This window comes from Pseudomonas sp. EL_65y_Pfl2_R95, from assembly GCF_963971045.1.
Lineage (GTDB): Bacteria > Pseudomonadota > Gammaproteobacteria > Pseudomonadales > Pseudomonadaceae > Aquipseudomonas.
The window spans coordinates 440,130-465,357 of sequence record NZ_CAXAOV010000003.1 but is presented as its reverse complement, the minus strand read 5'-3'; the positions used below and the strand labels follow the sequence as shown (position 1 = coordinate 465,357).

Here is a 25,228-nt window from a genome sequence, read left to right as displayed (position 1 = left end):
AAGTGTTGCAGACTGACAACTCACGAGCCGTAGGCCCTCGGCGCGCTCCGGTCAACTACCTTCGATACAACTCGCTTCTACTTGCTGGTACGGGCTGTGGTTCGCGTCAGAGTCGGCGTCCGCCTTTTGGTTTGACGGCGCGTAGTCCAGTTTGCAGGCGTCTTGAGACGTTTGCCCCCACACCACTTTCAAACCCTGGTGCTCACCGCGCACGAAGATCAGACCGCCCTGCCCAACCATGGCCACATTGTGGTTTTCGGCATCAACCACACTGGCGCCGAACGGTACCTTCGGGTTATTCACACGTAGCAGCAGCGGCTTGCCATTGACGGTGGCGTAGTCGAGTCGCACGACCGCGCCGCGACGCGGCACCGCATTCTGTGAAGTGGTTTTCAACTCGACATCCAGGGGCAAGCCGCGTGGGCTTATGCCAACTGGGTTGCGACGGTATGGGGTTAAGCCGGCCGTAAGTGCTTCGCCATCACCATCTAAATGATTGCCTTGGCCATTATTGAGTTCTGCACCGGGCGCACCTTCTGCAACAAGCAAGGCCATGGTTTCACCCCGCTCAGGACCAAACACCACGCCGCCGGCGTGGGCCACAACAACCCCTGTCGCCGAGGCGGAGTATTGCTTGAAGTCTTCCCCTTGGCTGTAACTGCCGGCGAGTTGCGTGGCGCCAGTGCGGTAATTAAGGTTGCCGCCATAGGTGTTATTAGTGTCGCTGTCGGTCTGCGCCCTATTGGCGTAGACGCCATAGCTAACCTGCCCATATTCACCCGCTGAACCAGACAGGTTGGTGCGCAGTGAACTGTTGCTGTCGTCGTCAAAGGTTGCTGTTGTGGTCAACAACGGTCGCCGCGCACCGGTGCCCAAGGGAATGCTGGCGCTGAGCATAAAGGTGTCGTTGCTGTCACCGTCTTGCAATTCACGACTGGTGGAAAAATTCAGGTAACCCCAGCTAAGGCTTTTGCCGTAACTAAGCTGGAATGTCGTGCTGCTCGCCTGCTCATCCCAATAGTTACGGGTCAGGCCGGTGAAGTTGAAATCGCCGTAGTCGCCCAAGGGCTGACTAATACTGACTTGAAAGCGATTACGCTCACGCAACGTAACCGAATCAACATTCTCCCGAGAGCGCGCGAAGTCGCTGAAACTTAGAAAGTCCTCACTGGAAAAACGATAAGCCGCCAGAGAGAAGTTAGTCCGGGTCACGTTAAGCAGCTTGCTGTAGCTAACCCGATAACTTTGCCCGACCATGTCGTCATCGGAGAAGGTGCCACCTGCACCGCTGACTGGTAACCCCTGGGCCCGCGACAGCGTTGCGTCGAGGGCTACTGCGCCCACCGGTGTAGCGAAGGCAGCGCCGCCCAGCACCGAGCCATAATCATCGGCGACTATTGCGCCGCTGTAGACCGTGAGTTTGTTACTGATACCGCGACGGTAGGTGCCCTGGGTAAACCAAGGCGCATCGTTGAGCGTGTCGTCACGGTAGTTACCGGCCGCCAAATTGAATCGCGAAGAGCCGGGGCGAAGCATCTGCACCACCGAGGAAAACGGCACGGTGAATTGTTTTTCACGCCCGTCTGCCTCGGTCACTGTGACGTCGAGATCACCCGCGTAACCTGTGGCATAGAGGTCGTCAATCTGGAAGGGCCCCGGCGCAACGCTGGTTTCGTACAGCACGTTGCCGCTTTGGCGGATGGTCACCTTGGCATTGGCATCAGCTGTACCGCGGATTATTGGCGCAAACCCCCGCTCACTTTCCGGGAGCATCGAGTCGTCGCTGGCCAATTGAACGCCGCTGAAAGGAATGCTTTCAAAATCATTGCCCGGGGTAAAATACTCGCCAAGGGTCAACTGCGAACGCATTGCATCAACGTCGGTCTGTACGTAGGTATTTTGCGACGTGTATTGGCCGGGAGTATCGTCACTCTCTCGGTAGTTGCCGTTGTGGCGCAAGCGCCAGCCGGCAACATTGAATCCGGCATTGATATTGGCGCTGTAGTCAGTGGTGGTGTCCGCACCATCGCGCTCATTGCGAAAAACGTTGGCGTTGTAGCCAAGAATTGCCGCAGTGATGCCTTCATCCCACTCTGTTGGATCGACATAACCGCGTTTGACATGCCCGGCATAGGCCTGGGGAATACTGAGCGTTCCGGTGAGTTCGGATACGTCCATTTGGAAACTTGCACCCGGAATCAACGTCTGCGCCTCGATGCAATCGCTGCTCAGGACTTTCTCAAGCTGTTTTTGATCTGGCAGTTGTTTGAGCCGAGCCCCCCAGCGTCGTGCGTCTGCGACGGAAAAACAAAACTGCTGCTCTTTGCCCTCTCCGAGCACCCGTACTTGCTGACGCAGACGCGAACCGCCATTGACGCTGATATCCAACATATAAGTACCCGGCACAACAACGCCAGCTTGTGAAAAGCGCTGCAAATCAATATTGCGGCTAAGCCCGCGCAGGAACCCGCTTTCGAACACGGGATTGGTCGCCACGCTTGCTGGGTCAACCTCGGGCGCGGCTAAAGTAAAAGGCACAACCCCAAGCGTCAGGCAAACTGCTTGAGCGATCAAACTGAGCGGATACTTTCTGCTGGCAGCAGGCCGCTCTTCAGCCTGATTACCGAATCCAAAAAACAACATGAGACTAATCCAGATACGCGCAGGTCGAGCAGCCAAGACGCGAACGTTCGGCAACCTTCCTAACTAGGTCAAACCAATTGAGTTTTCTGCAGTCAGAGCAAGACCAAAGAGGTGATCCTCACTGTGATTGCAGCGCGTAATGCTGTTCTCGGCTGGCGCCGAAATCGTCGAGCCAGTCTGCTAAGACCTCACCTGTATTGGGACGAGATGTTAAAGCCTTAAGTGGAAAATCCTCGGTACCACGCGGGCCGACCATGCCGCCAGCGTCAACCTTGTAAGTCTTGGCGCCGACCCTCAGCGCAATCTGGCTGAAGCTCACGTGATAAGCCGCATCGTTGCGCACACGCAACGCAAAACCCTTGCCATGGGGAACCAAAATCCACGTCAGTTCTTCCGCAGCCGCTGCCGGGGTACTTGGCAAGTTATCCGGGCGGTAGAACAGCTTCAACCGGGTACGAAAGGCCAACTGCATGACATTTTGCGCCGCCGCATTGGCAACCTTAGGTGGTACATCAAGCACGTTAAGCCAAAATACCGACTCACGGTCCAAAGGCAGCTCGCCCCCAACTTTCGCGATACGCAGTGCCTGTCCCTTGTGCGCTTCAACCCGCACCAGAGGTGGCAATACCACGAAGGGTAATTGTTCGACACCGGGCTGCACCGAGGCATCACCGCTGTCGAGCCATGCTTGTACCAGCGCCGGCCGATCACTGGCATTGCTAAGCCGAACCACTACTTCTCGCTCACCAGCGGGATAGATGACACGAGTCCCGGTGATCTGAACCGCCGCACTTGCCATAGCCGGCACGAGCAAGGCTCCTGCCAGCAAGCAGACACCCAGGCTTTTCAGGACGCTTTGCATAACAACTCCTCACGAACGCCCAGCCGAGCAATCATCTCGACTGGGCAGTCCATCACTGGTAGTCCAAGCTATAAACGAGGGCTGTGTCGACTTTACCTGCAGTTGCAGCACCGGTAGCGACATACTGAACGGCATAGTTCAGATTAGCCGTGCCGTTGCCGTCACCGTCATCGGTGAAATCAACAAAGGTGTTGTTGCTGTTGTCGCGCAAATCGATATCAGCACCCGAGGTGTCAGTGACCTGCACCTGAACATTGGTGGCCGGGGTATCACTGGCATTGTTCTTCAGGTTGCCAGTTGCCTGGTCAACGTTTTGCGCTTCAAAATAAGCACGCACGCTGCCAGCAGCAGGGCAACCACTCAGCGACAAACTTACCGGGGTGGAACCGGTGACATCACCCGCATTGGCCAGGGTTGTCTTCGAGACAGAAGGCAATACCACGGTTGCATCACCTGTATTGCCGTTCACGCTGATATCGCACGAAGCGTCCACAACCTGGCCGGTGATAGTGATAGTGCCGTCAGAGGCAAATGCACCGGAAGCGCCAGCAATAGCCATCCCGGCCATCGCTGTAAGCATGAACTTTTTCATAAGGACTCCATAATCTTAAAACAGGGAAATGCTTAGCTGAAATACAGCTAAAAAGCGCCGACGATGATATCGATGAGACACTAGGCTTGATGTAGGCAGTGTCTTTAGCATTTGTAGGAATGCCCTTAGCAAGCTCAATTTGCTTGGGCTGTCACTCAATCAGTGCGACTTAAACCGGTAGCGGAGGCCACGCTTGTCTATAGTGTTCAGCCTGAGATGTAACGCTTTCGGGCCAGCAAATTGAGCCAACACTCAAGCAGGCAAAAGCTTTTAGACAGGCTGCTGCCCCAACTCGTCAGTACAGCGGGCTGGCTCATCTGTAAGGGCCGCATTGATGACCAACCTCCATGTGTTCTTTAGACCAGCAGGACTTGAATGCTCCGCGGGTCATAAACAATTGGGGCTGGATAGTGCGTAGTCAGGGCCGCTCGGTCACCGCCCGCCTTCTAGACCTTGGTCTACAGTTTGAAGTTCTTAGTTTGCATCGGGCGGTGCTATAATGCTCAGCCGTGACCTTACAGTCATAGAGAGCGCTTATATTCATAACCGAATGCCCGCCTCTCGAAACGTCAGTCACTACAATCCTAGCGCTGACGAATAACACTCTACTGGTACAACCAACCTTGCGTGGTAACGACTCGAAATCCGACTCAAGACAAGCCATTGAGTGGAAGTACCTACAGGGTGCACCTCGAGATCATGTCCGCGCCTAGCAAAGAAGAGAGTTTTCTTGATGTCAAACCGCTCGAAGATCATCTATACCTTCACCGACGAAGCCCCAGCTCTCGCTACTTATTCGCTACTTCCTATCGTTAAGGCCTTCGCCGCTTCTGCTGACATTGACGTCGAAACCCGTGACATCTCGCTTGCTGGCCGTATCCTGGCAGGCTTTGCTGATCAGCTCGGCGCCGATCAACAGATCGAAGACGACTTGGCCAAGCTGGCCGTACTGGCCACCGCGCCAGAAGCCAACATCATCAAACTGCCAAACATCAGTGCTTCGGTTCCACAGCTCAAAGGCGCCATTGCCGAGCTGCAAGCGCAGGGCTTCAAGATCCCTGACTTCCCGGAAGATGCGAAAACCGAGCAAGAGAAAGACACCCTGGCCCGCTACAGCAAAGTGCTGGGCAGCGCGGTAAACCCGGTATTGCGTGAAGGCAACTCTGACCGTCGTGCGCCGGCCGCTGTTAAGGCGTATGCCCGCAAGCACCCGCACTCGATGGGCAAATGGAGCATGGCTTCGCAGTCCCACGCTGACTACATGCGTGATGGCGATTTCTTCTCCAGCGAGCAGTCCTTCACCATGGACAAAGCTGGCGATGTGCGCATCGAATTTGTCGGCAAAGACGGTAAAGTTGAACTGAAGAAAGTGGTTAGCCTGCAAGACGGTGAAATCCTCGATGGCATGCGCATGAGCGCAAGCAAGCTGCGTGACTTCTTCGAGCAGACCCTGCAAGACTGTAAAGAAACCGGCGTTATGTGGTCCCTGCACGTTAAGGCGACCATGATGAAAATCTCCCACCCGATCGTTTTCGGTCACGCGGTTAGCGTGTACTACAAACAAGCGTTCGAGAAGCACGCCAAACTGTTCGACGAGCTGGGTGTCAACCCGAACAACGGCCTCAACAGCGTCTACGAGAAAATCAAATCACTGCCAGCCTCGCTGCAGGAAGAAATTCTTCACGACCTGCACGAGTGCTACAGCGACCGTCCAGAAATGGCGATGGTTGACTCGGTAAAAGGCATCACCAACCTGCACATCCCAAGCGACGTAATCGTCGACGCCTCGATGCCGGCGATGATCCGCAGCTCGGGTCAAATGTGGGGCAAGGATGGCAAGCTCAAAGACACCAAAGCGGTCATGCCTGAAAGCACCTATGCACGCATTTATCAGGAAATGATCAACTTCTGCAAAACCAACGGCGCGTTCGACCCAACCACCATGGGTTCTGTACCAAACGTTGGCCTGATGGCGCAAAAGGCGGAAGAGTACGGCTCCCACGACAAGACTTTCGAAATGGAAGCCAATGGCACCATGCGCGTTGTGCTGGCCGATGGCACAGTGAAAATTGAACACGAAGTTGAAGCCGGCGACATCTGGCGTGCCTGCCAGACCAAAGACGCGCCAATCCGCGACTGGGTCAAGTTGGCAGTTACCCGTGCCCGCGCCTCGAACACTCCAGCTATTTTCTGGTTGGACCCAGAGCGCGCGCATGACGAGCAGCTTAAGCTGAAAGTGAATGCCTACCTGAAAGATCACGACACCGACGGCCTTGAGCTGCTCATTCTTGATTACAATCAGGCCATCCGTGTCAGCATGGAGCGCATGATTCGTGGCCTGGACACCATCTCGGTGACCGGTAACGTACTGCGCGACTACCTGACTGACTTGTTCCCGATTATGGAACTGGGCACGTCGGCGAAAATGCTCTCCATCGTTCCACTGATGGCGGGCGGCGGCATGTACGAGACCGGCGCTGGCGGTTCAGCGCCAAAGCACGTCCAGCAGTTGGTTGAAGAAAACCACCTGCGCTGGGATTCCCTGGGTGAGTTCCTTGCCCTGGCTGTTTCTCTGGAAGAGACCGGCATCAAGAGCGACAACCAGAAGGCCAAAATTCTTGGCACTACTCTGGATATCGCCACGGGCAAGCTGCTCGACAACGGCAAATCCCCTTCGCGCCGTACTGGCGAACTGGACAACCGTGGCAGCCACTTCTATCTGGCGCTGTACTGGGCACAAGCTCTGGCCGCACAGACTGAAAATGCTGAACTGGCGGCTCATTTCGCACCACTGGCCAAAACCCTGACTGAGCAAGAAGCAACCATCGTTGCCGAGCTTAACGAGGCCCAAGGCAAGCCGGTCGATATCGCAGGCTACTACCGCTCCAACCCGGAGCTGACCAGCAAGGTCATGCGTCCGAGTGCAACTCTCAATGCGGCGATTGATCCTCTGATCTAAGCCTGTTGCGAGTTACCAGCAGTCCCACAACCCCCGGCCAAGTGCCGGGGGTTGTGTTTAAAGCAGGCAAACCGGCCCGGTACACAGGCCGTCAACAGGGTATTGAGCATGAGCTGGCAACCGCATATCACCGTGGCTACCGTTGTCGAAGATAACGGCCGCTTTTTGTTGGTCGAAGAACACGCAGAGGGCCGCCAGGTATTCAATCAGCCCGCCGGCCATCTTGAAGCCAACGAATCCCTTGGTCAGGCAGCACTGCGCGAAACGCTTGAGGAAACCGGCTGGGAGGTCGAGCTTACGGCAGTCACCGGTATATATCTGTACACCGCGCCGAGTAATGGCGTTACCTATCAACGCGTGTGCTTTGCTGCAAAGCCCGTCGCCTATCACCCAGAATTACCTCTGGATGACGGCATCATCGGCCCACAATGGCTGACCCGCGATGAACTGGCAGTGCAACCTGAGCGCTGGCGCAGTGAGCTTGTACTGCGCTGCATTGATGATTACCTCTCTGGCGAGCGATTTGCCCTAAGCCTGTTGCGCGACTGATACCCGCGGCGGCTGCAACAGACACTAGCCATCGCCGCCAGCGACGCATCCTGCTAGAATCGCGTCCTTTTGAGCTTCAGCGCACTTCTCCATGTCAGATATCGCCATGCAAACGAATCCATCCTACGACCCGGCCACCACCCGCGTAATAGTCGGCATGTCCGGCGGCGTTGACTCGTCTGTGTCCGCCCTGCTCCTGCTTGAACAGGGTTATCAGGTCGAAGGTCTGTTCATGAAGAACTGGGACGAAGACGATGGCACTGAGTACTGCACCGCCATGGACGACCTGGCTGATGCGCAAGCGGTCTGCGACAAGATCGGCATCAAGCTGCACACCGCCAATTTTGCCGCCGAATACTGGGACAATGTATTCGAGCACTTTTTGGCCGAATACAAGGCCGGTCGCACGCCTAACCCAGACATTCTGTGCAACCGTGAGATCAAGTTTAAAGCCTTTCTCGATTACGCCCTGATGCTCGGTGCCGACCTTATCGCCACCGGCCACTATGTGCGTCGCCGTGATATTGATGGCCGCACCGAACTGCTGAAAGGCCTCGATCCAAACAAGGATCAAAGCTATTTTTTGCATGCCGTGGGCGGCGAACAAATCGCAAAGACCTTGTTCCCTGTGGGCGAACTCGAGAAGCCACATGTCCGTGAAATCGCTGAGAAGTACCAGTTGGCCACGGCCAAGAAGAAAGACTCAACCGGCATCTGCTTCATCGGTGAGCGGCGCTTCAGCGATTTCCTCAAGCAATACCTGCCCGCCCAACCGGGCGACATTGAAACCACGGAAGGCGAAGTCATTGGTCGTCATCATGGCCTGATGTACCACACCATTGGCCAGCGCCAGGGATTGGGCATTGGCGGCCTGAAAGATGCCAGCGATGAACCCTGGTATGTCTTGCACAAAGACCTTGAACGCAATGTGCTGATGGTCGGCCAAGGCAATGACCACCCGTGGCTCTTCTCCAGCGCCCTGCTCGCCTCGGATATTTACTGGGTGAACCCGGTTGATCTCAGCCAGCCACGGGAACTTACCGCTAAAGTCCGTTATCGCCAAGGCGATCAAAACTGCACGCTGGAAAAGACCGCCAGCGGGTATCGGGCGACCTTTGCCATGCCCCAGCGCGCTGTCACACCCGGCCAGTCCGTGGTGTTTTATGACGGTGATATCTGCCTGGGTGGCGGCGTAATTGAAGTGGCGCAGCCGTGGAGCAGTAAGGATATGCGTCGATGAACCAGACTCAAGAGCAACTTGTCGCCCTCGGCGCGGTGTTTGAAGCGGCTGTTCAAGTCGACAAGCTCGCCAGGACGGGGCAATCCAGCGAGGCCGTCGCGGCGTGCCTGATCGGCAGCCTGCTGGTGCGCAATCCAGATTCAACCCTGGGTGTATATGGCGGCGATGACCTCAACTTGCGTGACGGTTACCGCGCACTGATCAGCTCGCTGGAGCGCGATCCCGCCACCCTGCAGCGCGAACCCCTGCGTTATGCCTTGGCCTTGCTCAACCTTGAGCGCCAGTTCTCCAAGCGTGATGACCTGCTGCAGATCATGGGCAGCCGTCTCGACCAGATTCAGCAGCAAGTCGAGCACTTTGGCGTGACCCATGAAAACGTCATGGCCAACTGCGGCTCGCTGTACCAGGACACCATCAGCACCTTCCGCCAGCGGATCCAGGTGCAAGGCGATATGCGCCATTTGCAGCAAACCGACAACGCGGCAAAAATCCGTGCGCTATTGCTCACTGGTATTCGCGCGGCTCGCCTCTGGCGTCAGCTTGGCGGACACCGCTGGCAATTGGTGTTCGGCCGTAAAAAGTTGCTCGCCGAGCTGTATCCCATGCTGCGCGGTTGAAGTAAGCGCTGCAGCCTGTTGATTTAAAAACGATTCAATAATTTCGCAGCCCTGAGCTGCAATCATGTGCATGGATTACGAAGACACTCACCGCTGAACGGCCATAGCCGAATGCGGAAATCAGCTTGTTTTCATGTATGATATGCGCCCTTTTCAATGCCCGACTGTCCGAGAACGCCTTCTTATGCAGCTTTCCTCGCTCACCGCGGTTTCCCCCGTTGATGGCCGCTATGCCGGCAAAACCAGCGCTCTGCGCCCTATTTTCAGTGAATATGGCCTGATCCGCTTCCGTGTAATGGTTGAAGTACGCTGGCTCCAACGCCTCGCCGCGCACCCTGGCGTGCCTGAAGTCGCGCCTTTTTCAGACGAAGCCCAAGCCGCGCTCAATGCGTTGGCAGAGAACTTTGCCGAAGAGCACGCGCAGCGCGTCAAAGAGATCGAACGCACCACCAACCACGACGTCAAAGCCGTCGAGTACCTGCTCAAAGAGCAAGCTGCAAAGCTGCCAGAGCTGGAAAAGGTCAGTGAGTTCATCCACTTCGCCTGCACCTCGGAAGACATCAACAACCTGTCCCATGCACTGATGCTGCGCGAAGGTCGCGACACGGTATTGCTGCCGCTGATGCGCCAGATTGCCGGGGCTATCCGCGAGCTCGCCGTCAGCTTTGCTGATGTGCCGATGCTGTCGCGCACCCATGGCCAGCCGGCCTCGCCAACCACCCTGGGCAAAGAGCTGGCTAACGTGGTGTACCGCCTTGAGCGTCAGATCACCCAGATCGCAGCCGTACCGCTGCTGGGCAAGATCAATGGCGCCGTGGGTAACTACAATGCGCACCTGTCGGCCTATGCGGATATCGACTGGGAAGCCAACGCCCGTGACTTTATCGAAGGCGATCTTGGCTTGCAGTGGAACCCCTATACCACGCAGATCGAGCCACACGACTACATCGCAGAATTGTTTGACGCGACCGCCCGCTTCAACACCATTCTGATCGATTTCGACCGCGACATCTGGGGCTATATCTCGCTTGGCTACTTCAAGCAGAAGACCATTGCAGGCGAAATCGGCTCCTCGACCATGCCGCACAAGGTCAACCCGATTGACTTCGAAAACTCCGAAGGCAACCTCGGCATCGCCAATGCGTTGCTGCAGCACCTGGCTAGCAAGTTGCCGGTTTCGCGCTGGCAGCGCGACCTGACGGACTCCACCGTGCTGCGCAACCTCGGTGTCGGTTTTGCTCACAGCGTTATCGCGTATGAAGCAAGTCTCAAGGGAATCAGCAAGTTAGAGCTCAATGCTCAACGAATTGCTGCAGATCTGGATGCCTGCTGGGAAGTATTGGCTGAGCCGATTCAGACCGTTATGCGTCGCTATGCAATCGAAAACCCGTACGAAAAGCTCAAAGAGCTGACGCGTGGCAAGGGCATCACCCCTGCAGCGCTGATGGACTTCATCGACGGCCTCGACATGCCAACTGAGGCCAAGGCCGAGCTCAAGCAGCTTACGCCAGCCAACTACATTGGCAACGCGGTCGCACAGGCTAAGCGTATCTAAGCAACCCAGCCGTTTAAACGCCCGGCAGTGCCGGGCGTTTTTATTTAAGGCTAAACATTAATTTCAAAGGCTTAGCGATGAATCCTGATAATCCACTGCAGCTACTGGGCGGCCTCACTCCTCGTGAGTTTCTACGCGACTACTGGCAGAAGAAGCCTTTGCTGGTGCGCCAGGCATTTGCCGATTTTGAAAGCCCGATCTCCCCTGACGAACTCGCCGGCCTGGCCCTCGAAGAAGAAGTCGAGTCGCGCCTGGTTATCGAACACGGTGAGCGCCCATGGGAACTGCGCCGCGGCCCATTTGCAGAGGATGCGTTCAGCCAACTACCGGAAACAGACTGGACCCTGTTGGTACAAGCGGTTGATCAGTTTGTCCCGGATGTCGCTGAGTTGATGGAAGCCTTCAAGTTCTTGCCGAAATGGCGCATCGACGACGTCATGGTCAGCTTCGCTGCACCGGGTGGCGGGGTTGGTCCGCACTTCGATAATTACGACGTTTTCCTGCTCCAGGGTTATGGCAGGCGCCGCTGGCAGGTTGGCCAGATGTGCGACTCCAATAGCCCGCTACTCGAACACTCGGATCTTAAGATCCTTGCTGAATTTGCACACACTGAAGAATGGGTTCTCGAGCCTGGCGACATGCTGTATCTGCCGCCACTTCTGGCCCACTGTGGTACCGCTGAGGATGATTGTATGACGTATTCCGTAGGCTTCCGCGCGCCTAGCGCCGCTGAAGTACTGACCCACTTTACTGATTTTTTGAGTCAGTTCCTGCCGGATGAAGAACGCTACAGCGATGCTGACGCGCAACCGACCAGCGACCCCCATCAAATTCAGCACGACTCACTGGACCGCCTGAAGGCGCTGCTTAACCAGCATATGGGCGATGAACGCCTGCTTATGACCTGGTTCGGCCAGTTTATGACTGAGCCTCGCTACCCGGAACTGGTCAACGGCATCGAAATCGACGAAGAACAGTTCCTCGATCACATCGAAGCGGGCGCCATAGTTGTGCGCAATCCAAGCGCACGCATGGCCTGGTCCGAAGTCGGCGATGGCCTGGTCCTGTTTGCCAGCGGTCATAGCCGCATGCTGCCAGCCGCCCTGCGCGACATGCTCAAGCTGATTTGCTCGGCCGATGCCCTGCACATCGACAACCTTGGCCAGTGGCTGGCTGATGATGAAGGTCGCTTGCTGGTGCTTGAGTTGCTCAAGCAAGGTAGCCTGGAGTTCGCTGATGAATAAGATCAGTGTTCGGCTGGCAGACTGGAACAAAGATAACGCTGATATCCGGCGTATCCGCGAAGCCGTGTTTGTTGCCGAGCAATCCGTCGCACCTGAACTTGAGTGGGACTCGGAAGATGCCGAAGCCGCTCACTTTCTGGCCTGCGAGGACGACTACCCTATCGGCACAGCTCGCCTGCTGGATGACGGCCACATTGGCCGGGTTTCAGTACTCAAGGACTGGCGCGGCCTGAATGTGGGCGACGCATTGATGGAAGCCGCCATTGCCGAAGCTGAAAAACGTGGACTGCGCCGGCAAATGCTCAGCGCCCAGGTGCATGCCAGCGCGTTTTATGAAAGGCTAGGCTTTAATATTATCAGCGAAGAATACCTTGAAGCCGGTATTCCTCACGTTGATATGGTGCGTGACAGCGACTGATCGGCCAGCCTGAACCTGCTTGAACAGCGGCGGCTTGCCTTGCCTATGCTGTCTATATAGGTTTTCGAGGCCACTATGATCGATGAAATAGCCCCGCGTGACCCTGTCGATGAGGAGCCAGCCCTTGAGCTGCCCGCTATCGAATTCGAGTCACCGGGGCTTTTTTCTGTGCACAACCCCGAGGCTGTCGTTTCACTGAGCGAACAGCGCGAACCGGCGCCTTTTGTACTGGGCGAGCACAGCGCACTTGAGCGCTTTAACAGCCCCGAACTTGCCCGCAGTCATGCCCTGGCGCTTCTTCAGCAAGCCAAGCGCAGCCTGTGTATTTACAGCCAGGATCTTGAGCCTTGGCTTTATCACCACAGCAGTGTGCAACAGGCCTGCACCGCGTTCTTGCTGGCCAATCCGAAGAATCGCTTACGCATTCTGGTCAAAGACCTTGGCAACGCCATCAAAGACGGCAGCCGACTCATTAGTCTGTCTCGACGATTATCCAGCAACCTGCTGATTCGCAAGCTAAACCCTGATTATCCAATTGAAGATATCGGCTATCTTCTGGCCGACGATCGTGGTTTATTTCTACGCCCTGAAGCCGATCAATGTGCGGGCTACGCCAGCTATCAAGACGCTGGCCGGGTCCGTCTGCGCCAAGCGCACTTCAATCAAGCCTGGGAAACCAGCATCACCGATCCTGACCTGCGGAGCTTTTTGTTATGACTGCGCGACTCTTGCTGCTGGCCACGCTGCTACTGACCAGCAAGGCGCTGCTCGCTGATACCCAGGTGATTGACCTGAACTACCGCACGGCCGATGAGATTCTGCCGGTAATTCAATCAACCTTAGGCAATCAAGGCAAAGTGACGCCTTATGGCAATAAGCTGATTGTTAATGCCTCCAGCGAAAAAATCGCTGAAGTTCGCAACCTGCTTGAGCAACTGGATACCCAGCCGAGACGCCTGTTGATCAGCGTCGACTCCAGCGATTCAAATGTCCAAAGCGACCGGGGCTACAGCACCAACGGCACCATTGGTTCCGGCAATGGCGAGGTGCAAATCGGTCGCGGCGAAGTCAATGGTCGCGATCAGGTGCGGATCATCAACCGCAGCACCAACAGCCGGGGCGGTGGTGTGCAGCAGGTGCAGACCAACGAGGGCTACCCGGCGCTAATACAGGTTGGTCAGAGCGTGCCGCTGACCTCAACGGGCACAGGGCCTTACGGTCAGGTCTACAACAACACCGAATACCGCGACGTTACGCGCGGCTTTTACGTAACAGCCAGCGTGACCGGTGACCAGGTCCATATTGCCTTGAGCAGCAACCGTGACCGGGTCAGCCAGAGTCGCCCGGATGTGATTGACGTACAGAGCACCGACACCCGTGTCAGCGGCCCCCTTGGCCAGTGGATTACCGTTGGCGGCATCAATGAGCAAAACCAGAGTCAGAACAGCGATTTTTTGCAGCGTCGGTCAACCCAGGGCCGGGAAGACATGACCCTGCGGGTCAAGGTCGATGTGGTCGATTAGTGCCCGACCAGTACTGACTTACCGGTCATCTGGAGAATTATGTAGTAGTGCTGAAAAAGCACTACAAAACGTTTGACGAACGCTTGGCTCCGATGCATTATGGCCTCGCTCCCGCTAATCAGGGGCTCTGGAAAGAGCCTCCGGGTTGACTTCAGACTTACCGTCCGAATCGCCCGTGTTGTAAAAGCCCACAAGGCAGATCGACGAGATTGCGACTGGAACGAAGTTGTCCTGAGGGACGGGGAAGCTAAACGTATCAACCAGCATGACCGTAACAGACACTGCATCGCCCAAGACATCCACGAGTCAAACGGCGAAAAATGACCCGCTCATGAGCAGAGACTGCTGTCATATCACTGGTCGACATCCCTCCTCCTGATTCAACTCCGTATTAGTCACTCTCTCTTTATCTGTTGTGAGCCCCCGCAACCAGTCTCTGTTTACTACAGTTGCTGAGTGGGAAAGCGGTGCTCAACCAAACACATACTTTGAAGGATTGACCATGTCAGCTTATCAAAACGACATCAAAGCCGTTGCGGCCCTTAAAGAAGCCGCCGGCAACAGCTGGAGCGCTATCAACCCTGAGTCTGTTGCTCGCATGCGCGCTCAGAACCGCTTCAAAACCGGTCTTGATATCGCCAAGTACACTGCCGCCATCATGCGCAAAGACATGGCTGAGTACGACGCTGACAGCTCGGTCTACACCCAGTCGCTGGGTTGCTGGCATGGCTTTATCGGTCAGCAGAAGCTGATTTCGATCAAAAAGCACCTGAAGACTACTAACAAGCGCTACCTCTACCTGTCGGGTTGGATGGTTGCTGCACTGCGTTCCGACTTCGGCCCACTGCCGGACCAGTCGATGCATGAAAAGACTGCAGTTTCTGGCCTGATCGAAGAGCTTTACACCTTCCTGCGCCAAGCTGACGCCCGTGAACTGGATCTGCTGTTTGTTGATCTGGACGCGGCTCGCGAAGCTGGCGATAAAGCCAAGGCAGCTGAGATTCAGGACAAGATCGACAACTACGAAACTCACGTAGTGCCAATCATTGCTGACATCGACGCGGGTTTCGGCAACCCAGAAGCGACCTACCTGCTGGCTAAGCGCATGATCGAAGCAGGCGCTTGCTGCATCCAGATCGAGAACCAGGTTTCCGACGAGAAACAATGCGGTCACCAGGACGGCAAAGTGACGGTTCCGCACGAGGACTTCCTGGCCAAGATCAACGCTGTGCGTTATGCCTTCCTTGAACTGGGTGTTGACGATGGCGTAATCGTTGCGCGTACCGATTCGCTGGGTGCTGGCCTGACCAAGCAAATCGCTGTAACCAAGACGCCGGGCGACTTGGGCGACCAGTACAACTCGTTCCTTGATTGCGAAGAAGTTTCAGCGGCTGACCTGGGCAACGGCGACGTTGTAATCAACCGTGGTGGCAAGCTGCTGCGTCCTAAGCGCCTGCCGAGCAACCTGTTCCAATTCCGCAAGGGCACTGGCGAAGACCGTTGTGTACTGGACTGCATTACGTCCTTGCAGAACGGCGCCGACATGCTCTGGATCGAAACCGAGAAGCCACACGTTGGCCAGATCGCAGCCATGGTTAACCGCATCCGTGACGTGATCCCGAACGCCAAGCTGGTGTACAACAACAGCCCATCGTTCAACTGGACACTGAACTTCCGCCAGCAAGTATTCGATGCATTCGTTGAGCAAGGTAAAGACGTCTCTGCCTACGACCGTGCCAAGCTTATGAGCATCGACTACGACAACACTGAGCTCGCTCAGGTTGCTGACGAGAAGATCCGCACCTTCCAGCGCGACGGTTCTGCCCAGGCCGGTATCTTCCACCACCTGATCACCCTGCCTACGTACCACACTGCTGCGCTGTCTACCGACAACCTGGCAAAAGGTTACTTCGCAGACCAAGGCATGCTGGCATACGTCAAAGGCGTTCAGCGTGAAGAACTGCGCCAGGGCATCGCCTGCGTTAAGCACCAGAACATGGCTGGCTCCGATATCGGCGACAACCATAAAGAGTACTTCGCTGGCGAAGCGGCTCTCAAAGCTGGTGGCAAAGACAACACCATGAACCAGTTCGGCTAAGACCCAACAGTTCTGTCCTCGCGGCTAACCCAGCGCTAGGATTTAAAACCCGGCAGCGATGCCGGGTTTTTTTATGCCTGTGAGATTCACTATCGCAGCCATAAAACCTGATCAATTGGTCAGCTTATTTGAAATGGGACAGAGTTCGACATATTATGGCGCGTATAAACAATCCGGCGCCGTGCGTTTTGGATACAATTTCGCGCAAATAGTCATACTCGCCTAGTATTGAATAGATCGATGTGGCAACATTCATTCCGAAGAAAAGTGTAACCAAAGTCTTCGTTTGCGAGGTACGAGTAGCATGTCAGACCCAGTCGTTAATTTTTCCCAAAACTGGGCGTTTGCTGTATTCATCCTCGGTGCCTTTGCCCTCATCGCATTTATGCTCGGTCTTTCCAGCTTGCTCGGCAGCAAAGCCTGGGGCCGCAGCAAGAACGAACCCTTCGAATCAGGCATGCTGCCAACCGGCACTGCACGCCTGCGCCTATCGGCAAAGTTTTATTTGGTCGCGATGCTCTTCGTGATCTTCGACGTTGAAGCCCTCTATCTTTTTGCTTGGTCAGTCTCCGTCCGCGAAAGCGGCTGGGCGGGACTCATCGAAGCGACAGTATTTATAGCAATTCTGTTGGCAGGTCTTGTCTACCTATGGCGGATCGGTGCGCTCGATTGGGCACCGCAAAGCCGTCGCGATCGACAGGCGAAGCTAAAACAATGAGGCTTTGGCGATGCAATACAACCTTACACGGATCGATCCGGATGCTCCCAACGAGCAATATCCGGTCGGCGAACGGGAGACCGTAGCCGATCCACTGCTGGACGATCAGGTCCACAAAAACATCTACATGGGCAAGCTCGAGGACGTCCTCAGTGGCGCCGTCAATTGGGGGCGTAAAAACTCACTTTGGCCGTATAACTTCGGGTTGTCGTGCTGCTACGTAGAAATGACCACTGCCTTCACTGCTCCCCACGACGTTGCACGTTTTGGGGCGGAAGTGATTCGTGCGTCACCTCGCCAGGCTGACTTCATGGTCATTGCCGGCACCTGCTTTATCAAGATGGCCCCGGTCATCCAGCGCCTTTATGAGCAAATGCTTGAGCCTAAATGGGTTATTTCCATGGGTTCATGCGCTAACTCGGGCGGCATGTACGATATCTATTCGGTGGTTCAGGGCGTCGACAAATTCTTGCCTGTCGATGTATACATTCCTGGCTGCCCACCTCGTCCCGAAGCATTCCTTCAAGGCCTGATGCTCCTCCAGGAGTCGATTGGCAAAGAGCGTCGTCCGTTATCTTGGGTCGTCGGTGATCAGGGCGTTTACCGCGCTGATATGCCTTCGCAAAAAGAGCAGCGCCGCGCCGAGCGGATTGCCGTGACCAACCTGCGCAGCCCCGACGACGTATAAGCCAGGCTCACTTAGAAGCCTGCTGATTGCCGTACCCTGATTAGTGACCGAGATCATGACCGCTGATAGCTTTCTGTCCATCGCGCCCTATACGCCAGATGACCACAGTGTCATTGGTGAACTAAGCGCAAAATTTGGCGCTGAAACCTTTACCGTGCAAACCACCCGTACCGGTATGCCGGTGCTTTGGGTTGCCCGTGCACAGCTCACCAATATCCTCACGTTCCTGCGCAATGTGCCGCGCCCCTACGTGATGCTGTATGACCTGCATGGCGTCGATGAGCGCCTGCGCACGCAACGCCGCGGCCTGCCTGAGGCCGACTTCACCGTGTTCTACCACTTGATGTCGCTGGAACGTAACAACGACGTGATGATCAAGGTAGCGCTAGCTGAAGGTGATCTTAACCTGCCCAGCATCACCAGTATCTGGCCGAACGCCAACTGGTATGAGCGTGAAGTCTGGGACCTGTACGGCATCCACTTTACCGGCCACCCGCACCTGACGCGCATCATGATGCCGCCCACCTGGGAAGGTCACCCGCTGCGCAAGGACTACCCCGCGCGGGCCACTGAATTTGATCCCTTTAGCCTGACCCTGGCTAAGCAACAGCATGAAGAAGAAGCGGCGCGTTTCCGTCCCGAGGACTGGGGTATGCAACGCGGTGGCGAGCATGAGGACTTTATGTTCCTCAACCTTGGACCTAACCACCCTTCTGCTCACGGCGCGTTCCGGATTATCCTGCAGCTGGACGGTGAAGAAATCGTCGACTGCGTTCCGGAAATTGGCTACCACCACCGTGGCGCAGAGAAGATGGCTGAGCGCCAGAGCTGGCACAGCTTCATCCCGTACACCGACCGTATTGATTACCTCGGTGGCGTGATGAACAACCTGCCCTACGTGCTCTCCGTGGAAAAACTCGCGGGAATCAAAGTCCCCGACCGCGTCGACTTTATCCGGGTGATGATGGCTGAGTTCTTCCGCATCACCAGCCACTTGCTGTTTCTGGGTACCTACATCCAGGATGTGGGCGCCATGACTCCGGTGTTCTTCACCTTCACCGACCGCCAGCGCGCGTACAAGGTTATCGAAGCCATTACCGGTTTCCGCCTGCACCCGGCCTGGTACCGCATTGGCGGCGTGGCGCATGACTTGCCGCGCGGCTGGGACAAACTGGTTAAAGAATTTGTTGATTGGCTGCCAAAGCGACTCGACGAATACACCAAAGCCGCGCTGCAAAACAGCATCCTGCGTGGCCGTACCATCGGTGTCGCCCAGTACAACACCAAGGAAGCGTTGGAATGGGGCGTTACCGGCGCTGGCCTGCGCTCAACCGGTCTCGATTTCGACCTGCGCAAGGCCCGCCCATACTCGGGCTATGAACACTTCGAGTTCGAGGTGCCGCTGGCCAGCAATGGCGATGCCTACGACCGCTGCATGGTCCGCGTAGAGGAAATGCGCCAGAGCATCAAGATTATCGATCAGTGCATGCGCAATATGCCGGAAGGCCCGTACAAAGCGGACCACCCGCTGACCACGCCGCCACCGAAAGAACGCACCCTGCGTGATATCGAAACCTTGATCACCCACTTCCTGCAAGTGTCGTGGGGGCCGGTCATGCCGGCCAATGAGTCATTCCAGATGATTGAAGCGACCAAGGGCATCAACAGCTATTACCTGACCAGTGATGGCGGCACCATGAGTTATCGCACGCGTATCCGTACGCCAAGCTTCCCGCACTTGCAGCAAATCCCCCCGGTGATTCGCGGCAGCATGGTTGCAGACTTGATTGCCTATCTGGGCAGTATCGATTTCGTTATGGCTGACGTGGACCGCTGATTATGAATACGCTAATTCAGACTGACCGTTTTGCCCTCAGCGACGCTGAACGCTCAGCCATTGAACATGAAATGCATCACTACGAAGACTCACGCGCTGCCTCCATCGAAGCGCTGAAGATCGTGCAGAAACATCGCGGCTGGGTGCCTGACGGTGCCAGTGACGCCATTGGCCAGGTACTCGGCATTCCGGCCAGCGACGTAGAAGGTGTTGCCACCTTTTACAGCCAGATCTTTCGACAGCCAGTGGGTCGCCACATTATTCGCGTGTGCGACAGCATGACCTGCTTTGTCGGCGGTCATGAAAATGTCCTGGGCACTATCAAAGATCAGTTAGGCATTGAGCCGGGCCAGACCACGGCAGACGGGCGTTTCACCCTACTTCCCGTTTGTTGCCTAGGGAACTGTGATAAAGCCCCGGCGGTAATGGTCGATGACGACACTTTCGGCAATGTTCAGCCCGATTGTGTGGCACAAATGCTGGAGGCTTATTCATGAGCACTGTATTCAGCCGCAGCACCGATGTGCTGACCTCCATTGGCCCTGCCAATGTGATTCAGCGCAGCGAAGAAACCCATCCGTTGACTTGGCGTCTGCGTGATGACGGCCAGCCCGTTTGGCTTGAAGAATACCAAGGCAAAAACGGCTACAGCGCCGCGCGCAAAGCCCTTAGCGAGATGGCCCAAGCGGATATCGTGCAAACGGTAAAAGATGCTGGCCTCAAAGGTCGCGGCGGCGCTGGCTTCCCGACCGGGGTCAAGTGGGGGCTCATGCCAGCGGATGAGTCGCTGAATATTCGCTACCTGCTGTGCAACGCTGATGAAATGGAGCCCAACACCTGGAAAGACCGGATGTTGATGGAGCAACTGCCGCACCTGTTGGTGGAAGGCATGTTAATCAGTGCCCGTGCGCTCAAGGCGTATCGCGGCTACATCTTCTTGCGTGGCGAATATGTCGACGCTGCCATCAACCTCAACCGGGCCATTGAAGAAGCCAAGGCAGCGGGCCTGCTCGGCAAGAACATCCTCGGCAGCGGCTTTGATTTCGAGCTGATCGTGCATACCGGAGCCGGGCGTTATATCTGCGGTGAAGAAACCGCCCTGATCAACTCCCTGGAAGGCCGGCGCGCCAACCCGCGCGCCAAGCCACCCTTCCCGGCTGCGGTCGGGGTTTGGGGCAAGCCGACCTGCGTCAACAACGTCGAAACCCTGTGCAACGTGCCGTCTATCATCGACCACGGCGTTGACTGGTACAAAACCCTGGCCCGACCAGGCTCGGAAGACATGGGCACCAAGCTTATGGGCTTCTCTGGCAAGGTCAAGAATCCGGGTCTGTGGGAGCTGCCATTCGGCGTCCCTGCCCGCGAGCTGTTTGAAGACTATGCGGGCGGCATGCGCGACGGTTTTACCTTGAAGGCCTGGCAACCCGGCGGCGCTGGCACCGGCTTCCTGCTGCCTGAACACCTTGATGCACCGATGTATGCGGCCGGTATCGCCAAGGTTGGCACCCGTATGGGCACTGGCCTGGCATTGGCGGTTGATGACTCGGTGAACATGGTCTCCTTGTTGCGCAACATGGAAGAGTTCTTCTCCCGCGAGTCATGCGGCTGGTGTACGCCTTGCCGTGACGGTTTGCCGTGGAGTGTGAAAATCCTCCGCGCGCTGGAGCGCGGCCAAGGCACCCGGGAAGACATCGAAACCTTGCTCGGCCTGGTCAACTTCCTAGGCCCAGGTAAGACCTTTTGTGCCCATGCACCCGGTGCCGTTGAGCCTTTGGGCAGCGCCATCAAGTATTTCCGCGATGAGTTCGAGGCCGGTGTCTCGAATCAACCCGCTTTAGCAACGACGGGGCAATTCGTCCCCGCGTAACGATTTCAGGCGCTGGCGGCCAGGTCAAACTGGCCCCGGAGCAAACCGTTTTTCCATTAGCCAAACCCGCTTAGGCGGGGAAGAAGAAACCTCAACCATGGCCACTATCCACGTAGACGGCAACAATTTTGAAGTCGATGGTGCGGACAACCTGCTACAGGCCTGTCTGTCCCTGGGACTCGACATTCCCTATTTTTGCTGGCACCCCGCGCTTGGTAGCGTCGGTGCTTGCCGCCAATGCGCGGTAAAACAGTACAGCGATGAGAACGACAAGCGCGGCCGCTTGGTCATGTCCTGCATGACGCCTGCGACCGACAACAGCTGGATTTCCATCGACGATGAAGAAGCCAAGCAATTTCGCACCAGCGTTGTTGAATGGTTAATGACCAACCATCCCCACGACTGCCCGGTGTGTGAGGAAGGCGGTCATTGCCACCTGCAGGACATGACCGTAATGACCGGTCATAACGCGCGGCGTTATCGGTTTACCAAACGCACTCACCAGAATCAGGAGCTCGGCCCGTTCATCGCCCACGAGATGAACCGCTGCATCGCCTGCTATCGCTGCGTGCGCTACTACAAAGACTATGCTGGCGGTACCGATCTGGGTGTCTATGGCGCCCACGACAACGTCTACTTCGGTCGCGTTGAAGACGGCACGCTTGAAAGCGAGTTTTCCGGCAACCTTACTGAAGTCTGCCCGACCGGCGTGTTCACGGATAAAACCCACTCCGAGCGCTACAGCCGCAAGTGGGACATGCAGTTCTCGCCGAGCATCTGCCATGGCTGCGCCAGTGGCTGCAACACCAGCCCCGGCGAGCGTTATGGCGAGATCCGCCGTATCGAGAACCGTTTCAATGGTTCGGTCAACCAGTACTTCCTCTGTGACCGGGGTCGCTTCGGCTACGGTTACGTAAACCGCAAAGACCGCCCGCGCCAGCCGATGATGATGCTCAGCAAGATGAAGATGGGCATCGACTCAGCCCTTGATCAAGGTGCCGCACTGCTCAAAGGCAAGCGGGTCATTGGTATCGGTTCGCCACGCGCCAGCCTCGAAAGCAACTACGCGCTGCGTGAATTGGTTGGCACTGAGAACTTCTACTCCGGGATCGAGGCAGGCGAGCAAGCCAATATCGCCAAGGTGCTGGACATCATGCAGAACGGCCCGCTGCCAGTGGCCAACCTGCGTGATGTGGAAAGCCACGATGCAGTGTTTGTACTGGGCGAAGACCTCACCCAAACCGCTGCACGCTTGGCGCTTGCCCTGCGTCAGTCGGTAAAAGGTAAAGCCACTGAGATTGCCGCCTCGATGAAAATCCAGGATTGGCACATGGCTGCGGTGCAAAACGTCGCCCAGGATGCGCTGAACCCGCTGTTTATTGCCAGTGTAACCGCCACCCGTCTCGACGATATCGCAGCGCAGTGCGTGCATGCGGCTCCTGATGACCTGGCCCGCATCGGCTTTGCCGTTGCCCACGCCATCGACCCAAGCGCACCCGCCGTGACCGGTCTTGAGTCTGAAGCAGAAACCCTGGTTAAGCAGATTGCTGATGCCCTGCTCAATGCCAAGCGGCCATTGCTGGTCGCCGGTACGTCGCTGGGCGGCCAGACCCTGCTTGAAGCTGCCGCCAATATCGCCAGCGCCCTGAAAAATCGTGAAAAAAACGCCTCGATCAGCTTGGTTGTCGCCGAAGCCAATAGCCTCGGTCTGGCCATGTTGATGGGCCAAGCGTTCGCGAACAAATCAGTCGATACCGCCCTCGACGCATTGACTTCAGGCCAAGCCGATGCGCTGGTTGTGCTGGAGAATGACCTCTACCGCCGCGCTGACAAGGCGGTGGTCGATGCAGCGCTGGCAGCGGCTAAAACCATAATCGTCGCCGATCACCAGCACACGCCAACGGTGGCCAAAGCCCATTTGGTGCTGTCTGCATCGAGCTTCGCCGAAGCCGATGGCACGCTGGTAAGCAGCGAGGGCCGCGCACAGCGCTTCTTCCAGGTGTTTGAACCCAGCTATTACGACGACAAGATTCTCGTCCGTGAAGGTTGGCGCTGGTTGCACGCACTGCAGGCCACCCGCGAAGGCAAGCCTGTGGATTGGACCCAGCTTGATCAGGTCACCGCTCAGTGCGCTGCCAGCAATCCTCAGCTGGCAGCCATTATTGATGCAGCGCCGAACGCCTCATTCCGCATCAAAGGCCTGAAGCTGGCCCGAGAGCCGCTGCGTTACAGCGGCCGCACCGCCATGCGCGCCAATATCAGCGTGCATGAGCCCCGTCAGCCGCAAGACAAAGACACCGCCTTTGCCTACTCGATGGAAGGCTATTCGGGAAGCAAAGAAGATCGCCAGCAAGTGCCATTTGCCTGGGCGCCGGGCTGGAACTCGCCGCAAGCCTGGAACAAGTTTCAGGATGAGGTGGGCGGTCACCTTCGCGCCGGTGATCCGGGCGTGCGCCTGATTGAGTGCAAGGGCCAGGCACTGCCATGGTTCGAGCCGACCGCGGCTTTCAACCCTGCCCAGGGCACCTTACAGGCTGTACCGCTGCATCATTTATTCGGCAGTGACGAAACCTCGGCCAAGGCCGAGCCAATCCAGCAACGCATCCCGGCGGCCTACATTGCCTTGGCTAAGGAGCATGCCGATCAGTTGGCAATCAATGACGGTGCCTTGGTCAGCTTCAGCATCAATAGCCAGACCCTGTGCTTGCCAGTACGGATCACTGAAGAGTTGGCGATTGGTATTGCCGGCCTGCCCGTTGGCTTGAGCAGCATTCCAGCGGTCATCGCCGGTGCCTGCATCAGCAACCTGCAGGAGGCCGCGCAATGAGTTGGCTGACGCCTGAATTGATTGATGTGCTGATTTCGGTACTCAAGGCCGTGGTCATACTGCTTGCAGTGGTTATCGCCGGTGCTTTATTGAGTTTTATCGAACGACGCTTACTGGGTTGGTGGCAGGACCGTTACGGCCCGAACCGTGTGGGCCCATTCGGTATGTTCCAGATCGTTGCCGACATGCTGAAAATGTTCTTTAAAGAGGACTGGACGCCACCTTTCGCCGATAAATTCATTTTTACCCTGGCGCCGATGATTGCCTTTGCCGCGATGTTACTGGCCTTTGCGATTATCCCGATCAGCCCGAACTGGGGGGTTGCAGACCTCAATATCGGCATCTTGTTTTTCTTCGCCATGGCCGGTTTGTCGGTCTACGCCGTGCTCTTCGCCGGCTGGTCGAGCAACAACAAGTTTGCCTTGCTTGGCGCGCTGCGTGCCTCGGCTCAAACCGTCTCCTATGAGGTGTTTCTGGCCTTGGCGCTAATGGGCGTTGTGGCGCAGGTGGGTTCGTTCAACATGCGCGATATCGTTGAGTATCAGGCCCAGCACCTGTGGTTCATCATTCCGCAGTTCTTCGGTTTCTGTACCTTCTTCATTGCCGCGATCGCGGTGACTCACCGTCACCCCTTCGACCAGCCAGAAGCTGAACAAGAACTGGCCGATGGTTACCACATTGAATACGCGGGTATGAAATGGGGTATGTTCTTCGTCGGTGAGTACATCGCCATTGTCACCGTCTCCGCGCTGCTGGTGACCCTGTTCTTCGGCGGCTGGCACGGACCATTCGGCATTCTGCCGCAGATTCCATTTATCTGGTTCGCCCTCAAGACCTGTTTTTTCATCATGATTTTCATCTTGCTGCGCGCCTCGATTCCGCGCCCGCGATATGACCAAGTCATGGCTTTCAGCTGGAAGTTCTGCTTGCCACTGACCCTGATCAACCTGCTGGTGACCGGCGCATTAGTGCTGGCCTCGGCCCAGTAAGG

Annotated in this window: 20 protein-coding genes; 17 read left to right on the top strand and 3 right to left on the bottom strand. The window is 56.5% G+C overall.

The window, feature by feature from the left end:
* Nucleotides 1-51 precede the first annotated feature (51 nt).
* The 3 genes from AACY09_RS12930 to AACY09_RS12920 form a co-directional block, all read right to left on the bottom strand.
* Nucleotides 52-2,643: a fimbria/pilus outer membrane usher protein gene (locus AACY09_RS12930; RefSeq protein WP_339488507.1), complete on the bottom strand. Its 2,592-nt coding sequence runs from the start codon at nucleotides 2,641-2,643 to the stop codon at nucleotides 52-54.
* Between the two features lie 118 nt (nucleotides 2,644-2,761).
* Nucleotides 2,762-3,505, bottom strand: a complete 744-nt coding sequence (locus tag AACY09_RS12925; RefSeq protein WP_339488504.1) for a fimbria/pilus periplasmic chaperone — start codon at nucleotides 3,503-3,505, stop codon at nucleotides 2,762-2,764.
* A 52-nt stretch (nucleotides 3,506-3,557) separates the two neighbouring features.
* Nucleotides 3,558-4,097: a fimbrial protein gene (locus tag AACY09_RS12920; RefSeq protein ID WP_339488502.1), complete on the bottom strand. Its 540-nt coding sequence runs from the start codon at nucleotides 4,095-4,097 to the stop codon at nucleotides 3,558-3,560.
* 733 nt (nucleotides 4,098-4,830) lie between these two features.
* Between AACY09_RS12920 and AACY09_RS12915 the strand changes: the two genes are divergently transcribed.
* From AACY09_RS12915 to nuoH, 17 genes are all read left to right on the top strand, one after another.
* A complete protein-coding gene (locus AACY09_RS12915; protein ID WP_339488500.1) occupies nucleotides 4,831-7,056 on the top strand; it encodes an NADP-dependent isocitrate dehydrogenase in 2,226 nt (741 codons plus the stop codon).
* 108 nt (nucleotides 7,057-7,164) lie between these two features.
* Complete coding sequence (locus tag AACY09_RS12910; RefSeq protein WP_339488497.1) at nucleotides 7,165-7,605, top strand: NUDIX hydrolase; 441 nt, start codon at nucleotides 7,165-7,167, stop codon at nucleotides 7,603-7,605.
* Between the two features lie 106 nt (nucleotides 7,606-7,711).
* Nucleotides 7,712-8,845, top strand: coding sequence for a tRNA 2-thiouridine(34) synthase MnmA (mnmA, locus tag AACY09_RS12905; protein ID WP_339488494.1), 1,134 nt, complete (start codon nucleotides 7,712-7,714; stop codon nucleotides 8,843-8,845).
* Nucleotides 8,842-9,462 (top strand): high frequency lysogenization protein HflD, encoded by a 621-nt coding sequence (gene hflD / locus AACY09_RS12900; protein WP_339488492.1) that lies wholly within the window; start codon nucleotides 8,842-8,844, stop codon nucleotides 9,460-9,462. The genes mnmA and hflD overlap by 4 nt, the downstream gene beginning before the upstream one ends.
* Nucleotides 9,463-9,646: 184 nt before the next feature.
* Complete coding sequence (purB, locus tag AACY09_RS12895) at nucleotides 9,647-11,017, top strand: adenylosuccinate lyase (RefSeq protein WP_339488491.1); 1,371 nt, start codon at nucleotides 9,647-9,649, stop codon at nucleotides 11,015-11,017.
* A gap of 77 nt (nucleotides 11,018-11,094) precedes the next feature.
* A complete protein-coding gene (locus AACY09_RS12890) occupies nucleotides 11,095-12,261 on the top strand; it encodes a ribosomal protein uL16 3-hydroxylase (RefSeq protein ID WP_339488490.1) in 1,167 nt (388 codons plus the stop codon).
* Nucleotides 12,254-12,679 carry a GNAT family N-acetyltransferase gene (locus AACY09_RS12885; protein ID WP_339488488.1) on the top strand — a complete coding sequence of 142 codons (426 nt, stop codon included), beginning with the start codon at nucleotides 12,254-12,256 and terminating at the stop codon, nucleotides 12,677-12,679. Before AACY09_RS12890 ends, AACY09_RS12885 begins: the two co-directional genes overlap by 8 nt.
* 75 nt (nucleotides 12,680-12,754) lie before the next feature.
* Nucleotides 12,755-13,396 (top strand): DUF7931 domain-containing protein, encoded by a 642-nt coding sequence (locus AACY09_RS12880; protein ID WP_339488487.1) that lies wholly within the window; start codon nucleotides 12,755-12,757, stop codon nucleotides 13,394-13,396.
* Nucleotides 13,393-14,202, top strand: a complete 810-nt coding sequence (locus AACY09_RS12875) for a secretin N-terminal domain-containing protein (RefSeq protein ID WP_339488486.1) — start codon at nucleotides 13,393-13,395, stop codon at nucleotides 14,200-14,202. The genes AACY09_RS12880 and AACY09_RS12875 overlap by 4 nt, the downstream gene beginning before the upstream one ends.
* Nucleotides 14,203-14,704: 502 nt before the next feature.
* Entirely contained in the window at nucleotides 14,705-16,300 is a 1,596-nt protein-coding gene (locus tag AACY09_RS12870; RefSeq protein ID WP_339488485.1) for an isocitrate lyase, read from the top strand.
* Nucleotides 16,301-16,604: 304 nt separating this feature from the next.
* Nucleotides 16,605-17,018, top strand: a complete 414-nt coding sequence (locus tag AACY09_RS12865; protein WP_339488483.1) for an NADH-quinone oxidoreductase subunit A — start codon at nucleotides 16,605-16,607, stop codon at nucleotides 17,016-17,018.
* A 10-nt stretch (nucleotides 17,019-17,028) separates the two neighbouring features.
* Nucleotides 17,029-17,706, top strand: coding sequence for a NuoB/complex I 20 kDa subunit family protein (locus AACY09_RS12860; RefSeq protein WP_339488480.1), 678 nt, complete (start codon nucleotides 17,029-17,031; stop codon nucleotides 17,704-17,706).
* 55 nt (nucleotides 17,707-17,761) lie between these two features.
* Complete coding sequence (gene nuoC / locus AACY09_RS12855; protein WP_339488477.1) at nucleotides 17,762-19,543, top strand: NADH-quinone oxidoreductase subunit C/D; 1,782 nt, start codon at nucleotides 17,762-17,764, stop codon at nucleotides 19,541-19,543.
* Between the two features lie 2 nt (nucleotides 19,544-19,545).
* Nucleotides 19,546-20,040, top strand: a complete 495-nt coding sequence (gene nuoE, locus AACY09_RS12850) for an NADH-quinone oxidoreductase subunit NuoE (protein WP_445323839.1) — start codon at nucleotides 19,546-19,548, stop codon at nucleotides 20,038-20,040.
* A complete protein-coding gene (gene nuoF, locus AACY09_RS12845; protein WP_339488475.1) occupies nucleotides 20,037-21,410 on the top strand; it encodes an NADH-quinone oxidoreductase subunit NuoF in 1,374 nt (457 codons plus the stop codon). Before nuoE ends, nuoF begins: the two co-directional genes overlap by 4 nt.
* 97 nt (nucleotides 21,411-21,507) lie before the next feature.
* A complete protein-coding gene (nuoG, locus tag AACY09_RS12840) occupies nucleotides 21,508-24,237 on the top strand; it encodes an NADH-quinone oxidoreductase subunit NuoG (RefSeq protein ID WP_339488473.1) in 2,730 nt (909 codons plus the stop codon).
* Nucleotides 24,234-25,226: an NADH-quinone oxidoreductase subunit NuoH gene (gene nuoH / locus AACY09_RS12835; protein WP_339488471.1), complete on the top strand. Its 993-nt coding sequence runs from the start codon at nucleotides 24,234-24,236 to the stop codon at nucleotides 25,224-25,226. Before nuoG ends, nuoH begins: the two co-directional genes overlap by 4 nt.
* Nucleotides 25,227-25,228 lie beyond the last annotated feature (2 nt).

Coding starts and splice junctions, on each gene's coding strand:
- AACY09_RS12865 (WP_339488483.1), top strand. CDS start 16,605: ATGTCAGACCCAGTCGTTAATTTTTCCCAAAACTGGGCGTTTGCTGTA.
- AACY09_RS12930 (WP_339488507.1), bottom strand. CDS start 2,643: ATGTTGTTTTTTGGATTCGGTAATCAGGCTGAAGAGCGGCCTGCTGCC.
- AACY09_RS12860 (WP_339488480.1), top strand. CDS start 17,029: ATGCAATACAACCTTACACGGATCGATCCGGATGCTCCCAACGAGCAA.
- AACY09_RS12910 (WP_339488497.1), top strand. CDS start 7,165: ATGAGCTGGCAACCGCATATCACCGTGGCTACCGTTGTCGAAGATAAC.
- AACY09_RS12920 (WP_339488502.1), bottom strand. CDS start 4,097: ATGAAAAAGTTCATGCTTACAGCGATGGCCGGGATGGCTATTGCTGGC.
- nuoH (WP_339488471.1), top strand. CDS start 24,234: ATGAGTTGGCTGACGCCTGAATTGATTGATGTGCTGATTTCGGTACTC.
- AACY09_RS12885 (WP_339488488.1), top strand. CDS start 12,254: ATGAATAAGATCAGTGTTCGGCTGGCAGACTGGAACAAAGATAACGCT.
- mnmA (WP_339488494.1), top strand. CDS start 7,712: ATGCAAACGAATCCATCCTACGACCCGGCCACCACCCGCGTAATAGTC.
- AACY09_RS12880 (WP_339488487.1), top strand. CDS start 12,755: ATGATCGATGAAATAGCCCCGCGTGACCCTGTCGATGAGGAGCCAGCC.
- AACY09_RS12925 (WP_339488504.1), bottom strand. CDS start 3,505: ATGCAAAGCGTCCTGAAAAGCCTGGGTGTCTGCTTGCTGGCAGGAGCC.
- AACY09_RS12890 (WP_339488490.1), top strand. CDS start 11,095: ATGAATCCTGATAATCCACTGCAGCTACTGGGCGGCCTCACTCCTCGT.
- nuoE (WP_445323839.1), top strand. CDS start 19,546: ATGAATACGCTAATTCAGACTGACCGTTTTGCCCTCAGCGACGCTGAA.
- purB (WP_339488491.1), top strand. CDS start 9,647: ATGCAGCTTTCCTCGCTCACCGCGGTTTCCCCCGTTGATGGCCGCTAT.
- AACY09_RS12870 (WP_339488485.1), top strand. CDS start 14,705: ATGTCAGCTTATCAAAACGACATCAAAGCCGTTGCGGCCCTTAAAGAA.
- nuoC (WP_339488477.1), top strand. CDS start 17,762: ATGACCGCTGATAGCTTTCTGTCCATCGCGCCCTATACGCCAGATGAC.
- hflD (WP_339488492.1), top strand. CDS start 8,842: ATGAACCAGACTCAAGAGCAACTTGTCGCCCTCGGCGCGGTGTTTGAA.
- nuoF (WP_339488475.1), top strand. CDS start 20,037: ATGAGCACTGTATTCAGCCGCAGCACCGATGTGCTGACCTCCATTGGC.
- AACY09_RS12915 (WP_339488500.1), top strand. CDS start 4,831: ATGTCAAACCGCTCGAAGATCATCTATACCTTCACCGACGAAGCCCCA.
- AACY09_RS12875 (WP_339488486.1), top strand. CDS start 13,393: ATGACTGCGCGACTCTTGCTGCTGGCCACGCTGCTACTGACCAGCAAG.
- nuoG (WP_339488473.1), top strand. CDS start 21,508: ATGGCCACTATCCACGTAGACGGCAACAATTTTGAAGTCGATGGTGCG.